Source organism: Pseudomonas grandcourensis (assembly GCF_039909015.1).
Taxonomy (GTDB): domain Bacteria; phylum Pseudomonadota; class Gammaproteobacteria; order Pseudomonadales; family Pseudomonadaceae; genus Aquipseudomonas; species Aquipseudomonas grandcourensis.
In genome coordinates this window covers 1,354,462-1,369,832 of sequence record NZ_CP150919.1, presented here as the reverse complement: position 1 = coordinate 1,369,832, position 15,371 = coordinate 1,354,462, and the positions used below count along the sequence as shown (strand labels likewise).

The 15,371-nt window shown below is 58.9% G+C and carries 15 protein-coding genes; 1 reads left to right on the top strand and 14 read right to left on the bottom strand.

What is annotated here, in order from left to right:
• Positions 1-456: 456 nt before the first annotated feature.
• The 8 genes from rpoS to AABM52_RS05925 all read right to left on the bottom strand — a co-directional run bounded on the left by rpoS (position 457) and on the right by AABM52_RS05925 (position 7,592).
• Positions 457-1,464 carry an RNA polymerase sigma factor RpoS gene (rpoS, locus tag AABM52_RS05960; RefSeq protein ID WP_007990225.1) on the bottom strand — a complete coding sequence of 336 codons (1,008 nt, stop codon included), beginning with the start codon at positions 1,462-1,464 and terminating at the stop codon, positions 457-459.
• A 105-nt stretch (positions 1,465-1,569) separates the two neighbouring features.
• The gene (locus AABM52_RS05955; RefSeq protein WP_347910909.1) at positions 1,570-2,427 is read right to left on the bottom strand and encodes a peptidoglycan DD-metalloendopeptidase family protein; all 858 of its coding nucleotides are present in this window, start codon (positions 2,425-2,427) and stop codon (positions 1,570-1,572) included.
• A gap of 212 nt (positions 2,428-2,639) precedes the next feature.
• A complete protein-coding gene (locus AABM52_RS05950) occupies positions 2,640-3,275 on the bottom strand; it encodes a protein-L-isoaspartate(D-aspartate) O-methyltransferase (protein ID WP_172435346.1) in 636 nt (211 codons plus the stop codon).
• A 41-nt stretch (positions 3,276-3,316) separates the two neighbouring features.
• Complete coding sequence (surE, locus tag AABM52_RS05945) at positions 3,317-4,066, bottom strand: 5'/3'-nucleotidase SurE (RefSeq protein WP_347910908.1); 750 nt, start codon at positions 4,064-4,066, stop codon at positions 3,317-3,319.
• Positions 4,054-5,112 carry a tRNA pseudouridine(13) synthase TruD gene (gene truD / locus AABM52_RS05940; RefSeq protein ID WP_218543479.1) on the bottom strand — a complete coding sequence of 353 codons (1,059 nt, stop codon included), beginning with the start codon at positions 5,110-5,112 and terminating at the stop codon, positions 4,054-4,056. The genes surE and truD overlap by 13 nt, the downstream gene beginning before the upstream one ends.
• The gene (ispF, locus tag AABM52_RS05935) at positions 5,109-5,582 is read right to left on the bottom strand and encodes a 2-C-methyl-D-erythritol 2,4-cyclodiphosphate synthase (protein ID WP_007970721.1); all 474 of its coding nucleotides are present in this window, start codon (positions 5,580-5,582) and stop codon (positions 5,109-5,111) included. The genes truD and ispF overlap by 4 nt, the downstream gene beginning before the upstream one ends.
• A gap of 43 nt (positions 5,583-5,625) precedes the next feature.
• Positions 5,626-6,471, bottom strand: coding sequence for an S-formylglutathione hydrolase (gene fghA / locus AABM52_RS05930; protein ID WP_347910907.1), 846 nt, complete (start codon positions 6,469-6,471; stop codon positions 5,626-5,628).
• An 8-nt stretch (positions 6,472-6,479) separates the two neighbouring features.
• On the bottom strand, positions 6,480-7,592 hold the full coding sequence (locus AABM52_RS05925) for an S-(hydroxymethyl)glutathione dehydrogenase/class III alcohol dehydrogenase (RefSeq protein WP_008054058.1): 1,113 nt from the start codon (positions 7,590-7,592) through the stop codon (positions 6,480-6,482).
• A gap of 107 nt (positions 7,593-7,699) precedes the next feature.
• Between AABM52_RS05925 and AABM52_RS05920 the strand changes: the two genes are divergently transcribed.
• On the top strand, positions 7,700-8,596 hold the full coding sequence (locus AABM52_RS05920) for a LysR substrate-binding domain-containing protein (RefSeq protein WP_347910906.1): 897 nt from the start codon (positions 7,700-7,702) through the stop codon (positions 8,594-8,596).
• A 6-nt stretch (positions 8,597-8,602) separates the two neighbouring features.
• Here AABM52_RS05920 and ispD read toward each other — a convergent pair whose 3' ends face one another.
• The 6 genes from ispD to tilS all read right to left on the bottom strand — a co-directional run bounded on the left by ispD (position 8,603) and on the right by tilS (position 15,287).
• The gene (gene ispD, locus AABM52_RS05915) at positions 8,603-9,310 is read right to left on the bottom strand and encodes a 2-C-methyl-D-erythritol 4-phosphate cytidylyltransferase (protein ID WP_347910905.1); all 708 of its coding nucleotides are present in this window, start codon (positions 9,308-9,310) and stop codon (positions 8,603-8,605) included.
• Positions 9,307-9,585 carry a cell division protein FtsB gene (gene ftsB / locus AABM52_RS05910; RefSeq protein WP_007970710.1) on the bottom strand — a complete coding sequence of 93 codons (279 nt, stop codon included), beginning with the start codon at positions 9,583-9,585 and terminating at the stop codon, positions 9,307-9,309. The genes ispD and ftsB overlap by 4 nt, the downstream gene beginning before the upstream one ends.
• 170 nt (positions 9,586-9,755) lie before the next feature.
• Positions 9,756-11,045: a phosphopyruvate hydratase gene (gene eno / locus AABM52_RS05905; protein ID WP_347910904.1), complete on the bottom strand. Its 1,290-nt coding sequence runs from the start codon at positions 11,043-11,045 to the stop codon at positions 9,756-9,758.
• Positions 11,046-11,201: 156 nt separating this feature from the next.
• Entirely contained in the window at positions 11,202-12,047 is an 846-nt protein-coding gene (gene kdsA, locus AABM52_RS05900; protein WP_056720954.1) for a 3-deoxy-8-phosphooctulonate synthase, read from the bottom strand.
• A gap of 5 nt (positions 12,048-12,052) precedes the next feature.
• Positions 12,053-13,684, bottom strand: coding sequence for a CTP synthase (locus AABM52_RS05895; RefSeq protein WP_347910903.1), 1,632 nt, complete (start codon positions 13,682-13,684; stop codon positions 12,053-12,055).
• A 274-nt stretch (positions 13,685-13,958) separates the two neighbouring features.
• Positions 13,959-15,287 (bottom strand): tRNA lysidine(34) synthetase TilS, encoded by a 1,329-nt coding sequence (gene tilS / locus AABM52_RS05890; protein ID WP_347910902.1) that lies wholly within the window; start codon positions 15,285-15,287, stop codon positions 13,959-13,961.
• Between the last annotated feature and the right edge of the window lie 84 nt (positions 15,288-15,371).

Here is a 15,371-nt window from a genome sequence, read left to right as displayed (position 1 = left end):
GTAAAAGGCCCCAAAAGGGCCTTTTTGCTTTTTTGCAGGCAAAAAAAGGGGCGGTTTGACCCGCCCACATTTTTTCCCTATTCCCTGTGTTCCTTTTCATCGTCCTGATGAATCGCGTCCTGCGATATCCATATCCCTCATCCTTGAAGGACGTGTCTGTCCGTCGACACAACCTGAATACTAGAGCTTTCCCCTGCGGGATCAATCGCCCCTTGGTGCGAATTCCAACTGTCACACATCATTAATAATAAAAAATAGCTATATAAATCAAAAAGATAGAGGCAAATAGCGCTCAACATAGGCGACTGCCAGAGTGTAAAAATAACGAACACTTACGCAAGAGTAAGCCAAGGCTTACAGCACGAAACCAAAATCCCGAGGGGGATTCGATCCCCAGACCAGACAATAAAAAACCCCGAGCCGGTCGGGGTTTTTCGTGCCATCGCAGTGAGCGCCTTATTGGAACAGCGACTCGCTCGACAGACCATTTTTTTCCAGGATCTCGCGCAGCCGCTTCAAGCCTTCCACCTGAATCTGTCTGACCCGTTCCCGGGTCAGGCCGATTTCCAGGCCTACGTCTTCAAGGGTGCTGCTTTCATGACCGCGCAAGCCGAAGCGGCGTACAACCACTTCACGTTGCTTGTCGGTCAGTTCCGAAAGCCATTGATCGATGCTCTGGGACAGGTCGTCGTCCTGCAACAGTTCACATGGATCGGTTGGACGGTCGTCAGTCAGGGTATCCAGCAGGGTTTTATCCGAATCCGGACCCAGCGAGACGTCGACCGAAGAAACCCGTTCGTTAAGGCCGAGCATGCGCTTGACCTCTCCCACCGGTTTTTCCAGCAGGTTGGCGATTTCTTCGGGTGAGGGTTCATGGTCGAGTTTTTGCGTCAGCTCCCGCGCGGCCCGCAGGTACACATTCAGCTCCTTGACCACATGGATCGGCAGCCGGATGGTCCGGGTCTGATTCATGATTGCGCGTTCGATGGTCTGGCGAATCCACCAGGTCGCGTAGGTCGAGAAGCGGAAACCGCGTTCCGGATCGAACTTCTCCACCGCCCGGATCAAGCCGAGGTTGCCCTCTTCGATCAGGTCCAGCAGCGACAGCCCACGATTGACGTAGCGTCGGGCGATTTTCACCACCAGCCGCAGGTTACTTTCAATCATGCGTTTGCGCCCGGCCGGATCGCCACTTTGCGACAGGCGCGCAAAATGAACTTCTTCTTCGGGTGATAGCAGGGGAGAGAAACCAATTTCATTGAGATACAGCTGCGTGGCATCAAGTGCCCGCGTGTAGTCAATGTACTTGTGCTGTTTCAAGGATGCGGAGTGTTTGGATTTGGCACGAACGGAAGGTGGAGCCGCCCCTTCATCATTCGACATCGAATCCGTATCGATGCTGCTCTCCATCAGGAGAACCTCATCGTCGATGTCAAACTCCGGCACTTCTTTACTGAGAGCCATTGTTATAGTCCTTTGGTGAGTTCGACCTCAAGCTCAAGCGGCGCCTTTCTCCCTGGCAACGCTGGAGCCTGTCCCCTCTACGCGACGGAACAGGCTGGTAAGCGATCAACGACGTGGCAGGAATTGCAGCGGATCTACAGGTTTACCTTGGCGGCGAATCTCAAAATGCAGTTTCACCCGGTCTGTACCCGTTGACCCCATTTCGGCAATTGTCTGTCCGACCTTGACCTGCTGCCCCTCCCGAACCAACAGCCTGCGGTTATGTCCGTAGGCGCTTACGTAGGTTTCACTGTGTTTGATGATTACTAGTTCGCCGTAGCCCCTTAAGCCACTCCCGGCGTATACCACCGTCCCATCAGACGCAGCTAAAACAGGCTGTCCCAAATCTCCGGCGATATCAATTCCTTTATTCAAACTACCGTTTGAAGAGAATTTTCCAATCAGAATGCCATTAGATGGCCATCCCCAGCCGGTCGGGGCTGGCCCGGGAGGGGGCAATGGATCGGCTGCAGGCTTGCTCGCGACGGACGGTACAACCGTCGTTGTGCTGGTGGTCGTACCGTTTGCCGAACGACGGATGATCGTGGTTGTACTCGACGATGAAGGCGTTGAACTGGACGAACTGACCACCGCCGTCGACGTTGAATCGGTACGACCATCAAAGCGAATCGTCTGACCCGGACGGATGGTGTAAGGCGCAGGAATGTTGTTGCGTGCCGCCAGGGCCTTGTAGTCCCAACCGTAACGGAAGGCGATGGAGAACAGGGTGTCCTTGGGCCGAACGACGTATTGTCCGGTGGTCACGACCGGACGCTGGGGTGCAGCGTTGTTGCGGTCGACGACACGAACATCGCTGGATTTGTTGCTGGAACAACCGACCAGCAACGTGCTCAAGACAAGGCCAGTCACCAGGCGCTGAAAGCTCGTTTTACTCATACGCTGCGCAATGACTGTGAGACTCACCCGCCGCTCCCTCTGTGGTGGCTGAAAATGTGAAATACCGGAGTCCGGTAATGAACTGTCGCAAGTATAACGGGCTGTGCACGCTTTACCTTTAATGTAGCGAATCGGTGTCGCGCACACGTTTGCTGCCTGACGATGAATCCCGTTTAACACAACGATGCCGCTGTAAGACAAAGGCAATCGAAGAGAATTCAGCGTGCCGAAACAAATGCTCAGGCCAGTGGCCCATTGAGCAATGGCACAAAGCGCACAGCCCCCAGGACATGCCTGGAAAAACCTTGTTCCTCGCGGATGATCAGCATCAATTGCTGGACTTCGCCGGCCCCGACCGGGATCACCATTCGGCCTCCCGGCGCTAACTGATCAAGCAGTGCCTGGGGCACATCGGTCGCCACTGCGGTGACGATAATCCCGTTGTACGGCGCCAGAGCCGGCCAGCCTTCCCAGCCATCGCCCCAGCGGAACACCACGTTGCGCAGGTTCAGTTCGACCAGGCGTTCCTTTGCCCGATCCTGCAGAACCTTGATGCGCTCGACCGAGAACACACGCTCGACCAGTTGCGACAGCACCGCCGTCTGATAACCCGACCCGGTGCCGATCTCCAGCACCTTGTCGAGGGGGCCGGCCTCCAGCAGCAGCTCGCTCATGCGCGCCACCATATAAGGCTGGGAGATGGTCTGGTTGTTGCCAATCGGCAGCGCGGTGTCTTCATAGGCACGGTGTGCCAGCGCTTCGTCGACGAACAGGTGGCGCGGGGTCCGGCGAATGACCTCCAGTACCCTCGCGTTGGAGATGCCTTCTTCGTACAGGCGCTGGATCAGCCGCTCCCGGGTTCGCTGGGAGGTCATGCCGATGCCGCGACGCAGCATATCGTCTTGTTCGCGACCCATCAGCGCAGCCCCTCCAGCCAGCCGTCCAGACTTCTGAAGGCATCATTGAAGGTGCGATCCAGTTGCAGCGGCGTGATCGAAACATAACCCTGCATCACCGCATGGAAATCGGTACCCGGGCCACCATCTTCGGCATCCCCGGCCGCGGCGATCCAGTAACCGGACTTGCCCCGCGGATCGACCACTTTAATCGGTGCCGCGGCCCGGGCGCGATGGCCCAGGCGAGTCAGCTGGATACCGCGGATACGGTCCAGCGGCAAATTGGGAATGTTCACATTCAGTACCGTACGCGGTGGCAGCACCAGGTCAGCATGGGCTTCAACCAGTTTGCGCGCGAAATGGGCAGCTGTGGGAAGGTTATCTACCTGGCGCGAGACCAGCGAAAAGGCAAACGAAGGATGCTTCAGGAAACGCCCCTCGAGGGCCGCCGCCACCGTGCCGGAATACAGGACATCGTCCCCCAGGTTCGCGCCCAGGTTGATACCGGAAACCACCATGTCCGCTTCGCGCTCCAACAGGCCGTTGAGGCCCAGGTGCACACAATCGGTTGGCGTGCCATTGAGGCTGATAAAACCGTTGGCCAGGGTTTGCGGGTGCAACGGACGGTCGAGCGTCAGCGAACTGCTAGCGCCGCTCTTGTCCTGGTCCGGGGCGATAACCACGCACTCGGTGTAATCCGCCAGCGCAGCATAAAGCGCGGCGAGACCGGGTGCTGTTACCCCATCGTCGTTAGAAATCAGAATACGCATGGGCTGTCCGTCTGCCCCACCGGCACCAGATCAACAAGCTCGCGCACCAATACGGTGGCGAAGCATCCGGCCGGCAGGACGAATTCCAGTTGCAGAATGTCAGGCTCGGGATAATGCCACGTCAACCCGCCAATGGGCAGCCGCAGGATGCGACGTTCGTGGCTCATTCCGGCGTTGATCAACCAGTCACGCAAATCCGCTTCGCGTGCGGCGATGGCCTGCTCCAGTTCATGGACAGCGCCCGTGGCCGGCGAGTCACCTTCGCCCCACTGCGGACCGGTCGGGTGCAGATCGAGAATCGCCAGGCGCGGGTCGCTGCACTCGGCTTCGCCTGCCGGGAAAAAGCTGCGGCTGTCGGTGAACGCCAGCAGATCGCCCACCTGGGCACGCTGCCAGGTGCCATCGGCAACTCTTGCGGCCAACACCTGATTGAACAGAAAACTGCGCGCCGTGGAGAGCAGACGCGAGCGCACGTTGCGCTGCTCCGGCAAGGCCTTGCGCGCGGCCCAGGCGCGAGCATCGACGACGTTGCCGCCGTCATGGCCGAAACGCTGGGCGCCGAAATAATTGGGGATGCCTTGTTTGGCGATCAATTGCAGACGCTCTTCAAGCGCGGCCTTGTCGCCGGCGAATTGCGTCAGGCGCAACGTAAAACCATTGGCCGAGTGGGCACCGCGTTGCAGTTTGCGTTTGTGGCGGGCGGTCTTGAGGATCTTCAGCGTATCGTTTTCCGCGGCCGACAGATCCGGGTCTGCCTTGCCCGGCAGTTGCACGCTGAACCACTGGCGAGTCAACGCCTGACGGTCCTTGAGCCCGGCATAACTGACGGTGCGCAATGGCACCCCGGCAGCCTTGGCAATCCGTCGCGCTGCTTCTTCAGTATTCAGGCCGCGCTTTTCCACCCAGATCCACAGGTGTTCGCCTTCGCCGCTGAGGGGAATGTCGAGGACTTCGTCGACCTGGAAATCTTCCGCGATCGCTTTCAGGACCGCTGTACCGAGGGCTTCACCGTAAGCCCGCGGGCCGAGCAATTGCAGTTCGTTCATGCGCGCAGCAACAAGGCAACGGAGTGCACGGCAATGCCTTCTTCGCGACCGACAAAGCCGAGCTTTTCGGTGGTGGTAGCTTTCACGTTCACTTGATCCAACTCTACTTGAAGATCCGCGGCAATCAGCGCGCGCATCGATTCGATATGCGGGGCCATTTTCGGCGCCTGGGCGACGATGGTGTTATCGACGTTGCCGACTTTCCAGCCTTTGGCATGGACCAGTGCGACGACGTGACGCAACAGCGCACGGCTGTCGGCGCCCTTGAATTGCGGGTCGGTATCCGGGAAATGCTTGCCGATGTCGCCCAGCGCCGCGGCGCCGAGCAAGGCATCGCTCAAGGCGTGCAAGAGGACGTCACCGTCAGAGTGAGCGAGCAGCCCGAAGCTGTGTGCAATGCGCACGCCGCCCAGAGTGATGAAATCGCCTTCAGCGAAACGGTGCACATCATAGCCGTGGCCAATACGCATAAAAAAACGCCCCGATTTTTGTCAGGGCGTGATTCTACCTGCATTAGGCACCTAGAGCATGCGCGTGATGCCGCAAGTGGTCGTCAATGAAACTTGCAATGAAGAAATAGCTGTGGTCATAGCCCGGTTGCAGGCGCAACGTCAGCGGGTGACCGGCCAGTTTGGCTGCCTGCTGCAAGGCTTCGGGTTTGAGTTGGTTGGCAAGGAAATCGTCACGATCGCCCTGGTCGACCAACAGCGGCAGCTTTTCATCGGCCTCGGCTATCAACGCGCAGGCATCCCATTCGCGCCATTTCGAACGGTCCTCTCCCAGATAGCGGGAGAAGGCTTTCTGCCCCCACGGGCAATCCATCGGATTGTTGATTGGCGAGAATGCCGACACCGACAGATAGCGCCCCGGATTGCGCAATGCGCAGACCAGCGCACCGTGGCCACCCATGGAATGGCCACTGATGCCGCGCTTGTCCGAAGCCGGGAAATGGGCTTCAACCAAAGTCGGCAATTCCTGCACGACATAGTCATGCATCCGATAGTGGCGCGACCAAGGCTCCTGGGTGGCATTCAGGTAAAAACCGGCGCCAAGACCGAAGTCCCAGGCGCCATCCGGATCGCCCGGCACATCGGCGCCGCGAGGGCTGGTGTCCGGTGCGACGATGATCAGCCCCAGCTCGGCGGCCATGCGCATGGCGCCGGCCTTTTGCATGAAGTTCTCGTCGGTGCAGGTCAGGCCGGACAACCAGTACAACACCGGCAGCTTGCCGCCCTGCTCCGCCTGCGGTGGCAGGTAGACGGCAAACACCATGTCGCAACCGAGCACTTCCGAGCGATGGCGATAGCGTTTGTGCCAGCCGCCGAAGCTTTTCTGGCAGGAGATGTTTTCCAGGCTCATGGCGGACCTCAGAAATGGATGACGGAGCGGATGCTTTTTCCTTCATGCATCAGGTCAAACGCCTTGTTGATATCTTCCAGGCCCATGGTGTGGGTGATGAAGGTATCCAGCGGAATCTCACCGGTCTCGGCCATTTCCACATAGCTTGGCAACTCGGTACGGCCACGCACGCCGCCGAACGCCGAACCCCGCCAGACGCGGCCGGTGACCAACTGGAACGGACGTGTCGAGATTTCCTGACCGGCACCGGCAACGCCGATGATGACCGACTCGCCCCAGCCCTTGTGACAGCACTCCAGCGCCGCGCGCATCAGTTGCACATTGCCGATGCACTCGAAGGAAAAATCGACGCCGCCATCGGTCATGTCGACGATGACTTCCTGGATCGGACGATCGAAGTCTTTCGGGTTCACGCAGTCGGTTGCGCCCAGCTGTTTGGCGATTTCGAATTTCGCCGGATTGATGTCGATGGCGATGATCCGGGCAGCCTTGGCTTTGACGGCACCGATGACAGCCGACAGGCCGATGCCGCCGAGGCCGAAAATGGCCACGGTATCACCTGGTTTCACCTTGGCGGTGTTGAGCACTGCACCGATACCGGTAGTGACACCACAGCCCAGCAGGCAGACTTTTTCCAGTGGTGCTTCTTTAGCGATCTTGGCCACGGAGATTTCCGGCAGCACGGTGTACTCCGAAAAAGTGGAAGTACCCATGTAGTGGAAAATAGGCTGGCCCTTGTAGGAAAAACGCGAAGTACCGTCGGGCATCAAGCCTTTGCCCTGAGTCGCGCGAATCGCCTGGCAGAGGTTGGTTTTACCCGACAGGCAGAATTTGCACTGACGGCATTCCGGGGTGTACAGCGGGATCACATGATCACCGACCGCAACAGAGGTCACGCCTTCGCCGATGGCCTCGACAATCGCACCACCTTCATGGCCGAGGATCGACGGGAAGATGCCTTCCGGATCAGCGCCGGACAAGGTGTAGGCATCGGTATGGCAGACACCGGAGGCCACCACGCGCAGCAAGACTTCGCCGGCCTTGGGCATGGCGACATCGACTTCAACGATCTCGAGGGGTTTCTTGGCCTCGAAGGCAACGGCGGCGCGCGACTTGATCATGGTGGCTCTCCAGTGAATTAAAACGAGACAGGGAGTGTAATACATGGCTTAACGATGAATAATCGATGCAAATGCAAAATATTATTGCCGCACAGGGATAATCATCGATGTCCGAAAATCGCTGGGAAGGGATCGACGAGTTTGTCGCCGTTGCCGAATGCAGCCAGTTCACCGCTGCGGCGGAGCGCCTGGGGGTTTCTTCCTCCCATGTCAGTCGACAGATCGTACGCCTTGAAGAGCGTTTGCAGACTCGTCTGCTCTACCGCAGTACCCGCCGGGTCACGCTGACCGAGGCAGGGCAAACCTTCCTGCAACATTGCCAGCGTTTGCAGGATGGTCGCGAAGAAGCACTGCGCGCCGTGGGCGATCTGACCAGCGAACCCAAGGGCATGCTGCGCATGACCTGCGCCGTGGCTTACGGCGAACGCTTCATCGTGCCGCTGGTGACCCGTTTCATGGGGCTGTATCCGCAACTGCGGATCGACATCGAACTGAGCAATCGCCAGCTTGACCTTGTGCACGAAGGCCTCGACCTGGCGATTCGCCTCGGGCGTTTGCAGGACTCACGGCTGGTCGCCACCCGCCTCGCGCCACGACGCATGTTTCTCTGTGCATCGCCCTCCTACCTTGAGCGCTACGGTCGCCCGCACAGCTTGTCGGAGCTGAGCCGCCACAACTGTCTAATCGGCAGCTCGGACCTTTGGCAACTGGAACAGAACGGGCGGGAATTTTCGCAAAGGGTGCAGGGAAACTGGCGCTGCAACAGTGGGCAAGCCGTACTGGATGCCGCTTTACAAGGCGTGGGGTTGTGTCAGTTGCCGGACTATTACGTGCTGGAGCATTTGAATAGCGGCGCGTTGATTTCGTTGTTGGAGGCACATCAACCGCCAAATACCGCCGTTTGGGCGCTATATCCGCAGCAGCGGCATTTGTCGCCGAAGGTGCGCAAGTTGGTGGACTACTTGAAAGAGGGGTTGGCCGAACGGCCGGAGTACAGGTTTTAAGATCTTCTAGTGACGATTGGCCCAACGCTGCCTAAGCCATTCAAGATCTTCGGGACGCGTAACCTTAAGGTTATCGGACCGCCCTTCGATCAGTCGCGGTGCCGAACCGGCCCACTCCATCGCCGAAGCTTCGTCGGTAATAACGGCATCGGCCACCAGACTGTCAGCCAGTGCGCGATGCAACGCCCCAAGGCGGAACATCTGCGGCGTGTAGGCCTGCCAGATCACGCTGCGATCCACGGTTTCGACCACACGACCGTGCTTGTCGACCCGCTTGAGTGTATCCCGTGCCGGAACCGCCAGCAGTCCGCCAACAGGATCGTCAGCCAGCTCAGCCAGCAATTTGTCCAGATCATCACGACTGAGGTTCGGCCGTGCGGCATCGTGAACCAGTACCCAATCCTCATCGTCGGCACCCTGCGCATGCAAGTGCAGCAAGGCATTGAGCACCGACCCGGAACGTTCGGCGCCGCCCTCGACCCGGGCAATGCGCGGATCACTGGCACATGCCAGGTTCGGCCAATAAGGATCGTCAACAGCAACACTGACCACCAGACCTTTGAGGCATGGATGATCAAGGAAACAGCCAAGGCTGTGTTCGAGAATAGTGCGCCCGCCCAGTTGCAGATACTGCTTGGGACGGTCCGCGGCCATACGGGCACCGACGCCCGCGGCAGGAATCACGGCCCAGAAGGCCGGTAACGAATTAATCATTGGGCCAACTGGTAAAGGGTTTCACCGTCCTTGACCATGCCCAACTCATGACGAGCCCGTTCTTCAACGGTCTCCATGCCCTTTTTCAACTCGCTGACTTCGGCATCCATCACCCGATTGCGTTCCAACAACGCCTGGTTCTCAGCCTGCTGATCCGCAATCTGCTGAGTCAACTCGGCCACTTGCGCCAGACTGCCGTTTCCCACCCACAGGCGGTACTGCAAGCCAGCCAGCAGCAAAAGCAGGATGAGGAACAACCAATTGGGACTGCGCATCGAATATCAGGTATCCAGTGAAAAAAGACAGCCATGCCAAAACGTGAAGCTTCTGATAGCACGAAGCCTGGAAGAACCAGGCTTGTGCTTATAAGGCATCAGATTAGTGGCAAAAACGTCGCTGTAGCGATTTTTTCGACACAATCCGCTGACTTTTTACCATTTAACAATCAGCCGCGGAACTCGCTGCGACCGTTGTACTTGGCTTTGCCGTTCAACTGCTCTTCGATACGCAGCAGTTGGTTGTACTTGGAAACGCGGTCGGAACGGCACAGGGAGCCGGTCTTGATCTGGCCAGCCGAGGTGCCCACGGCCAGGTCGGCAATGGTCGAGTCTTCGGTTTCGCCGGAGCGGTGCGAGATCACGGCAGTGTAACCGGCAGCCTTGGCCATCTGGATGGCTTCCAGGGTTTCGGTCAGGGTGCCGATCTGGTTGAACTTGATCAGGATCGAGTTGGCGATCTTTTTGTCGATGCCTTCTTTCAGGATCTTGGTATTGGTCACGAACAGGTCGTCGCCTACCAGCTGGATCTTCTCGCCGATCTTGTCGGTGAGGATTTTCCAGCCAGCCCAGTCGGACTCGTCCAGGCCATCTTCGATGGAGATGATCGGGTAACGCTCGGTCAGACCTTTCAGGTAATCGGCGAAACCTTCAGCGGTGAACACCTGGCCTTCGCCGGACAGGTTGTACTTGCCGTCTTCGTAGAATTCGCTGGCCGCGCAGTCCAGGGCCAGGGTCACGTCGGTGCCCAGCTTGTAGCCAGCGTTGGCCACGGCTTCGGAGATCACTTTCAAAGCGTCTTCGTTGGACGCCAGGTTCGGTGCGAAACCACCTTCGTCACCCACGGCAGTGCTCAGGCCACGGGCCTTCAGTACAGCCTTGAGGTGGTGGAAAATCTCGGTGCCCATGCGCAGACCTTCCGAGAAAGACTTGGCGCCAACCGGCTGAACCATGAATTCCTGGATGTCGACGTTGTTATCGGCATGCTCGCCGCCGTTGATGATGTTCATCATCGGAACCGGCATCGAGTAGACACCCGGGGTGCCGTTCAGGTTGGCGATGTGAGCGTACAGCGGCAGGTCCTGGTCCTGTGCTGCTGCCTTGGCCGCGGCCAGGGAAACGGCGAGGATCGCGTTGGCGCCCAGGGAACCTTTGTTTTCAGTACCGTCGAGCTTGATCATTGCCAGATCGAGCGCTTTCTGGTCGCTTGGGTCCATGCCTTTCAACAGGTCGCGGATCGGACCGTTGATGTTGCCTACGGCCTTCAGAACGCCCTTGCCCAGGTAACGGCTCTTGTCGCCATCACGCAGCTCGAGCGCTTCACGCGAGCCAGTGGAAGCACCGGACGGCGCGCAGGCACTGCCGATGATGCCGTTGTCGAGAAGCACGTCCGCTTCCACGGTGGGATTGCCACGGGAGTCGAGAACTTCACGACCTTTGATGTCGACGATTTTAGCCATTGTTGTAAACACTCCAAAGTTGACGAAAACGACGCAGCTGTAGGAAATCTTTGATCGTCGGCAAGTGAGGTGCAGCGGGCAGTCTTGCAGACGACAAGGCTCAGGCCCGAGGGCCTGGGCGTTAAATCGTGCGGTACTTTACCGGAGAATTGAGGATTACGCGGTTTCTACCGTCGGAAAACTCTTAACCAGTTCGTCCAAAGCCTTGAGCTGGGCCAGGAAAGGCTCCAGTTTGTCCAGGCGCAAGGCGCAAGGACCGTCGCATTTGGCGTTGTCCGGATCCGGATGGGCTTCGAGGAACAAGCCGGCCAGCGACTGGCTCATGCCGGCCTTCGCCAGATCGAGGACCTGGGCGCGACGACCGCCGGCGGAATCGGAGCGACCACCAGGCATTTGCAGCGCGTGGGTCACGTCGAAGAACACCGGGTATTCGAACTGCTTCATGATGCCGAAGCCAAGCATGTCGACGACCAGGTTGTTGTAGCCGAAGCTCGAACCACGCTCGCAGAGGATCAACTGATCGTTACCCGCTTCCACGCACTTGTTCAGGATGTGCTTCATCTCCTGAGGGGCGAGGAACTGGGCTTTCTTGATGTTGATCACAGCGCCCGTTTTGGCCATCGCGACCACGAGGTCGGTCTGGCGCGACAGGAAGGCCGGCAACTGGATGATGTCGCAGACTTCAGCGACGACCGCTGCCTGGTCAGGCTCGTGGACGTCGGTGATGATCGGCACGCCGAAAGCTTGTTTGATGTCCTGGAAGATGCGCATGCCTTCTTCCAGGCCAGGACCACGATAGGAGGTCACAGAAGACCGGTTGGCCTTGTCGAAACTGGCCTTGAACACGTAAGGGATACCGAGCTTTTCGGTGACCTTCACATACTCTTCGCAAACCTGCATGGCCATGTCACGGCTTTCCAGCACGTTCATGCCACCGAACAGCACCATGGGCTTGTCGTTGGCAATCTCGATGTCGCCGACGCGGATGATCTTCTGTGCCATCGGGGTTACGCCTTCTTCTGGTGTTGAGTCAACGCTGCCTTGACGAAACCGCTGAACAGCGGGTGACCGTCGCGCGGCGTCGAGGTGAACTCAGGATGGAACTGGCAAGCGACGAACCATGGGTGATCCGGTGCTTCAACCACTTCAACCAGTGCGCCATCACCGGAACGACCGGAGATTTTCAAACCGGCTTCCATGATTTTCGGCAGCAGGTTGTTGTTCACTTCGTAGCGATGACGATGACGCTCGACAATCACGTCCTTGCCGTAGCAACCGTGTACCAGGGAACCCGGCTCCAGCAGGCAATCCTGCGCGCCCAGGCGCATGGTGCCGCCCAGATCGGAGGTTTCGGTGCGGGTTTCGACAGCGCCGGTGGCATCTTCCCACTCAGTGATCAGGCCCACGACCGGGTGACCGCTTGCACGGTCGAACTCGGTGGAGTTGGCGTCTTTCCAGCCCATCACGTTACGTGCGAACTCGATAACGGCCACTTGCATGCCCAGGCAGATACCCAGGTACGGAACCTTGTTTTCGCGAGCGTATTGAACGGCAGTGATCTTGCCTTCAACGCCACGCAGACCGAAGCCGCCAGGCACCAGGATGGCGTCGACGCCTTCGAGCAGCGCGGTGCCCTGGTTTTCGATGTCTTCGGAATCGATGTAGCGCAGGTTGACCTTGGTACGGTTGCTGATACCGGCGTGACTCATCGCTTCGATCAGCGACTTGTAGGCGTCCAGCAGCTCCATGTACTTGCCGACCATGGCAATGGTGACTTCGTGCTCAGGGTTGAGCTTGGCGTCGACCACGGCTTCCCACTCGGACAGATCGGCACCGCCGCATTGCAGGCCGAAACGCTCGACGACGAAATCGTCCAGGCCCTGGGAGTGCAGGATGCCCGGGATCTTGTAGATGGTGTCGGCGTCTTCCAGCGCGATCACCGCACGCTCTTCAACGTTGGTGAACTGCGCGATCTTGCGACGCGACGACACATCGATCGGGTGGTCGGAACGGCAGACCAGCACATCCGGCTGCAGGCCGATGGAACGCAGTTCCTTCACCGAGTGCTGGGTTGGCTTGGTCTTGGTTTCGCCGGCCGTGGCGATGTACGGCACCAGTGTCAGGTGCATCAGCATCGCGCGCTTGGCGCCGACTTCGAAACGCAGCTGGCGGATGGCTTCGAGGAACGGTTGCGACTCGATGTCACCCACGGTGCCACCGATCTCGACCATTGCCACGTCAGCATCGCCCGCGCCCTTGATGATGCGGCGCTTGATTTCGTCGGTGATGTGCGGGATCACCTGGATGGTTGCACCCAGATAGTCACCACGGCGCTCCTTGCGCAGGACGTGTTCGTAGACACGGCCCGTGGTGAAGTTGTTGTTCTGGGTCATGGTCGTGCGGATGAACCGCTCGTAGTGACCCAGGTCCAGGTCGGTCTCGGCGCCGTCGTGCGTGACGAACACTTCACCGTGCTGGAACGGGCTCATGGTGCCCGGGTCGACGTTGATGTACGGGTCCAGCTTCAGCATGGTGACCTTAAGTCCCCGCGCCTCCAGGATGGCCGCCAATGATGCCGATGCAATGCCTTTCCCCAATGAAGAAACAACACCGCCCGTGACGAATATGTAGCGCGTCATGAAAAACCCTAGAAGTCTGCGTTAAAGCGGTCCGAGCCGCCGGGGAAAGCGAAGGAAGGCCGAAGCCCCCGATCACCTGCATTAATCACAGTGCACCTTTCAAAAAAACCGCCGCGTTGGGACAGACCGGAAAATGAAACACCGGTTCGTTGCTCGCTACACATTTTTTGGAATCGCCCAGCAAAGACTGCTTGGTAATCGGCAACTCCTGCAATTCAGGCGAATCCACAGAAGTTGTATCAAGAAGGGAGCGTAGTCTACCGGAAAGCCCCTTTCAGCTCAAACCTTGATCTTCGTTCAGTGGCTGCCAATGCAAATACCAGTCGCCGAGCGCACCACCATCGAGCCCCTTGAGGTTCGCTACCGCCAGCAGTTGCCCGTCTTTGCAGAGCAGCGGCAATCTGCCGCGTACGAAGGACGGTACAGCGCTTTCATTGAGCAAACGTTTCAGGTCCCGATGGCCGCGACCTGGCAAGGCCATGACCTCTCCCCCTTCACGATAGCGGATATGCAGAGGGCCATCGGGGATTTGGCCGGTGAGCGAAAGCACGCCGTTGCCCGGGAGAATCAGTGGTGACGCCGGATCCAGCCACACCCCGGTGCCGGGCAGTGGCTGCAGCCAGCGGCCGGACAGCCACCAGATCCGCCCGCCCGCCCGATGCAGTTCGCCATCGGCCAGTCGCCACACCGGGCTGGCATCGCCGGTGGCGTCGCGCAAATCCTCCCAACCCGACCAATGGTCAGTGTCCGGCAGGCGGGTCAGCGGTTCGAGCCAATGACTCAAGGCATTGCGCTGCCGGGCATCAGACAGTTGCGCAAGCGGCGCCAGTTCAAGGGACCGCAAGCCCAACCAGTCGAACTCACTGGCAGAGCCGGCCCCACGCAAATCCATGTCCGCCAGTTCTTCGAGCAGTCCCTGCGCTTCAGTCAGATGCGCCGCGCTGCGGGCCATGGTTGCCACCGCTTGCGGCCAGCGCTGGATCAACACGGGCAAGACTTGATGCCGCAGGTAATTGCGCGAGTACTGCCGATCCTGATTCGAGGGATCTTCGATCCAACTCAAGCCATGCACACTGGCATAAGCCTCCAGCTCAGCACGCGTGACATCAAGCAATGGCCGCAGCAGATGCCCCTTGCCCAACGGGCGCTGACGCGGCATCCCGGACAATCCGCGCACGCCCGCCCCGCGCAACAAGCGAAACAACAGGGTTTCCGCCTGATCGTCGCGGTGCTGGGCCGTCAGCAGCACTTCGTTGGCCTGAACAGTTTCAGTGAAGGCCTGATACCGCGCATCCCGGGCTGCACGCTCGAGGCTGGCACCCGGTTGCACCTGTACGCAAACCACTTGCAGCGGAACGCCCAGCGCAGCGCACACGGAACGACAATGTTCCGGCCAAGCATCGGCCACGACCTGAAGACCGTGATGGACATGGATGGCGTTGAGCGCCGGCAGGGATTCGGTTTTGGAGAGTGTTGCCAGAAGGTGCAGCAGGACGGTGGAGTCCAGGCCGCCGGAGAAGGCGATGCGCCAAGTGGCGGCATTGCGCCACGAGGCAAGATTCAACAAGAGTCTGGCGGGCAGATCAATATTGGACCGACTCATATCCATCACCTTGCACAAATCAAATGTGGGAGCGAGCCTGCTCGCGATAGCGGCTTAACATTCAACCCATTCGTCGACTGTCAT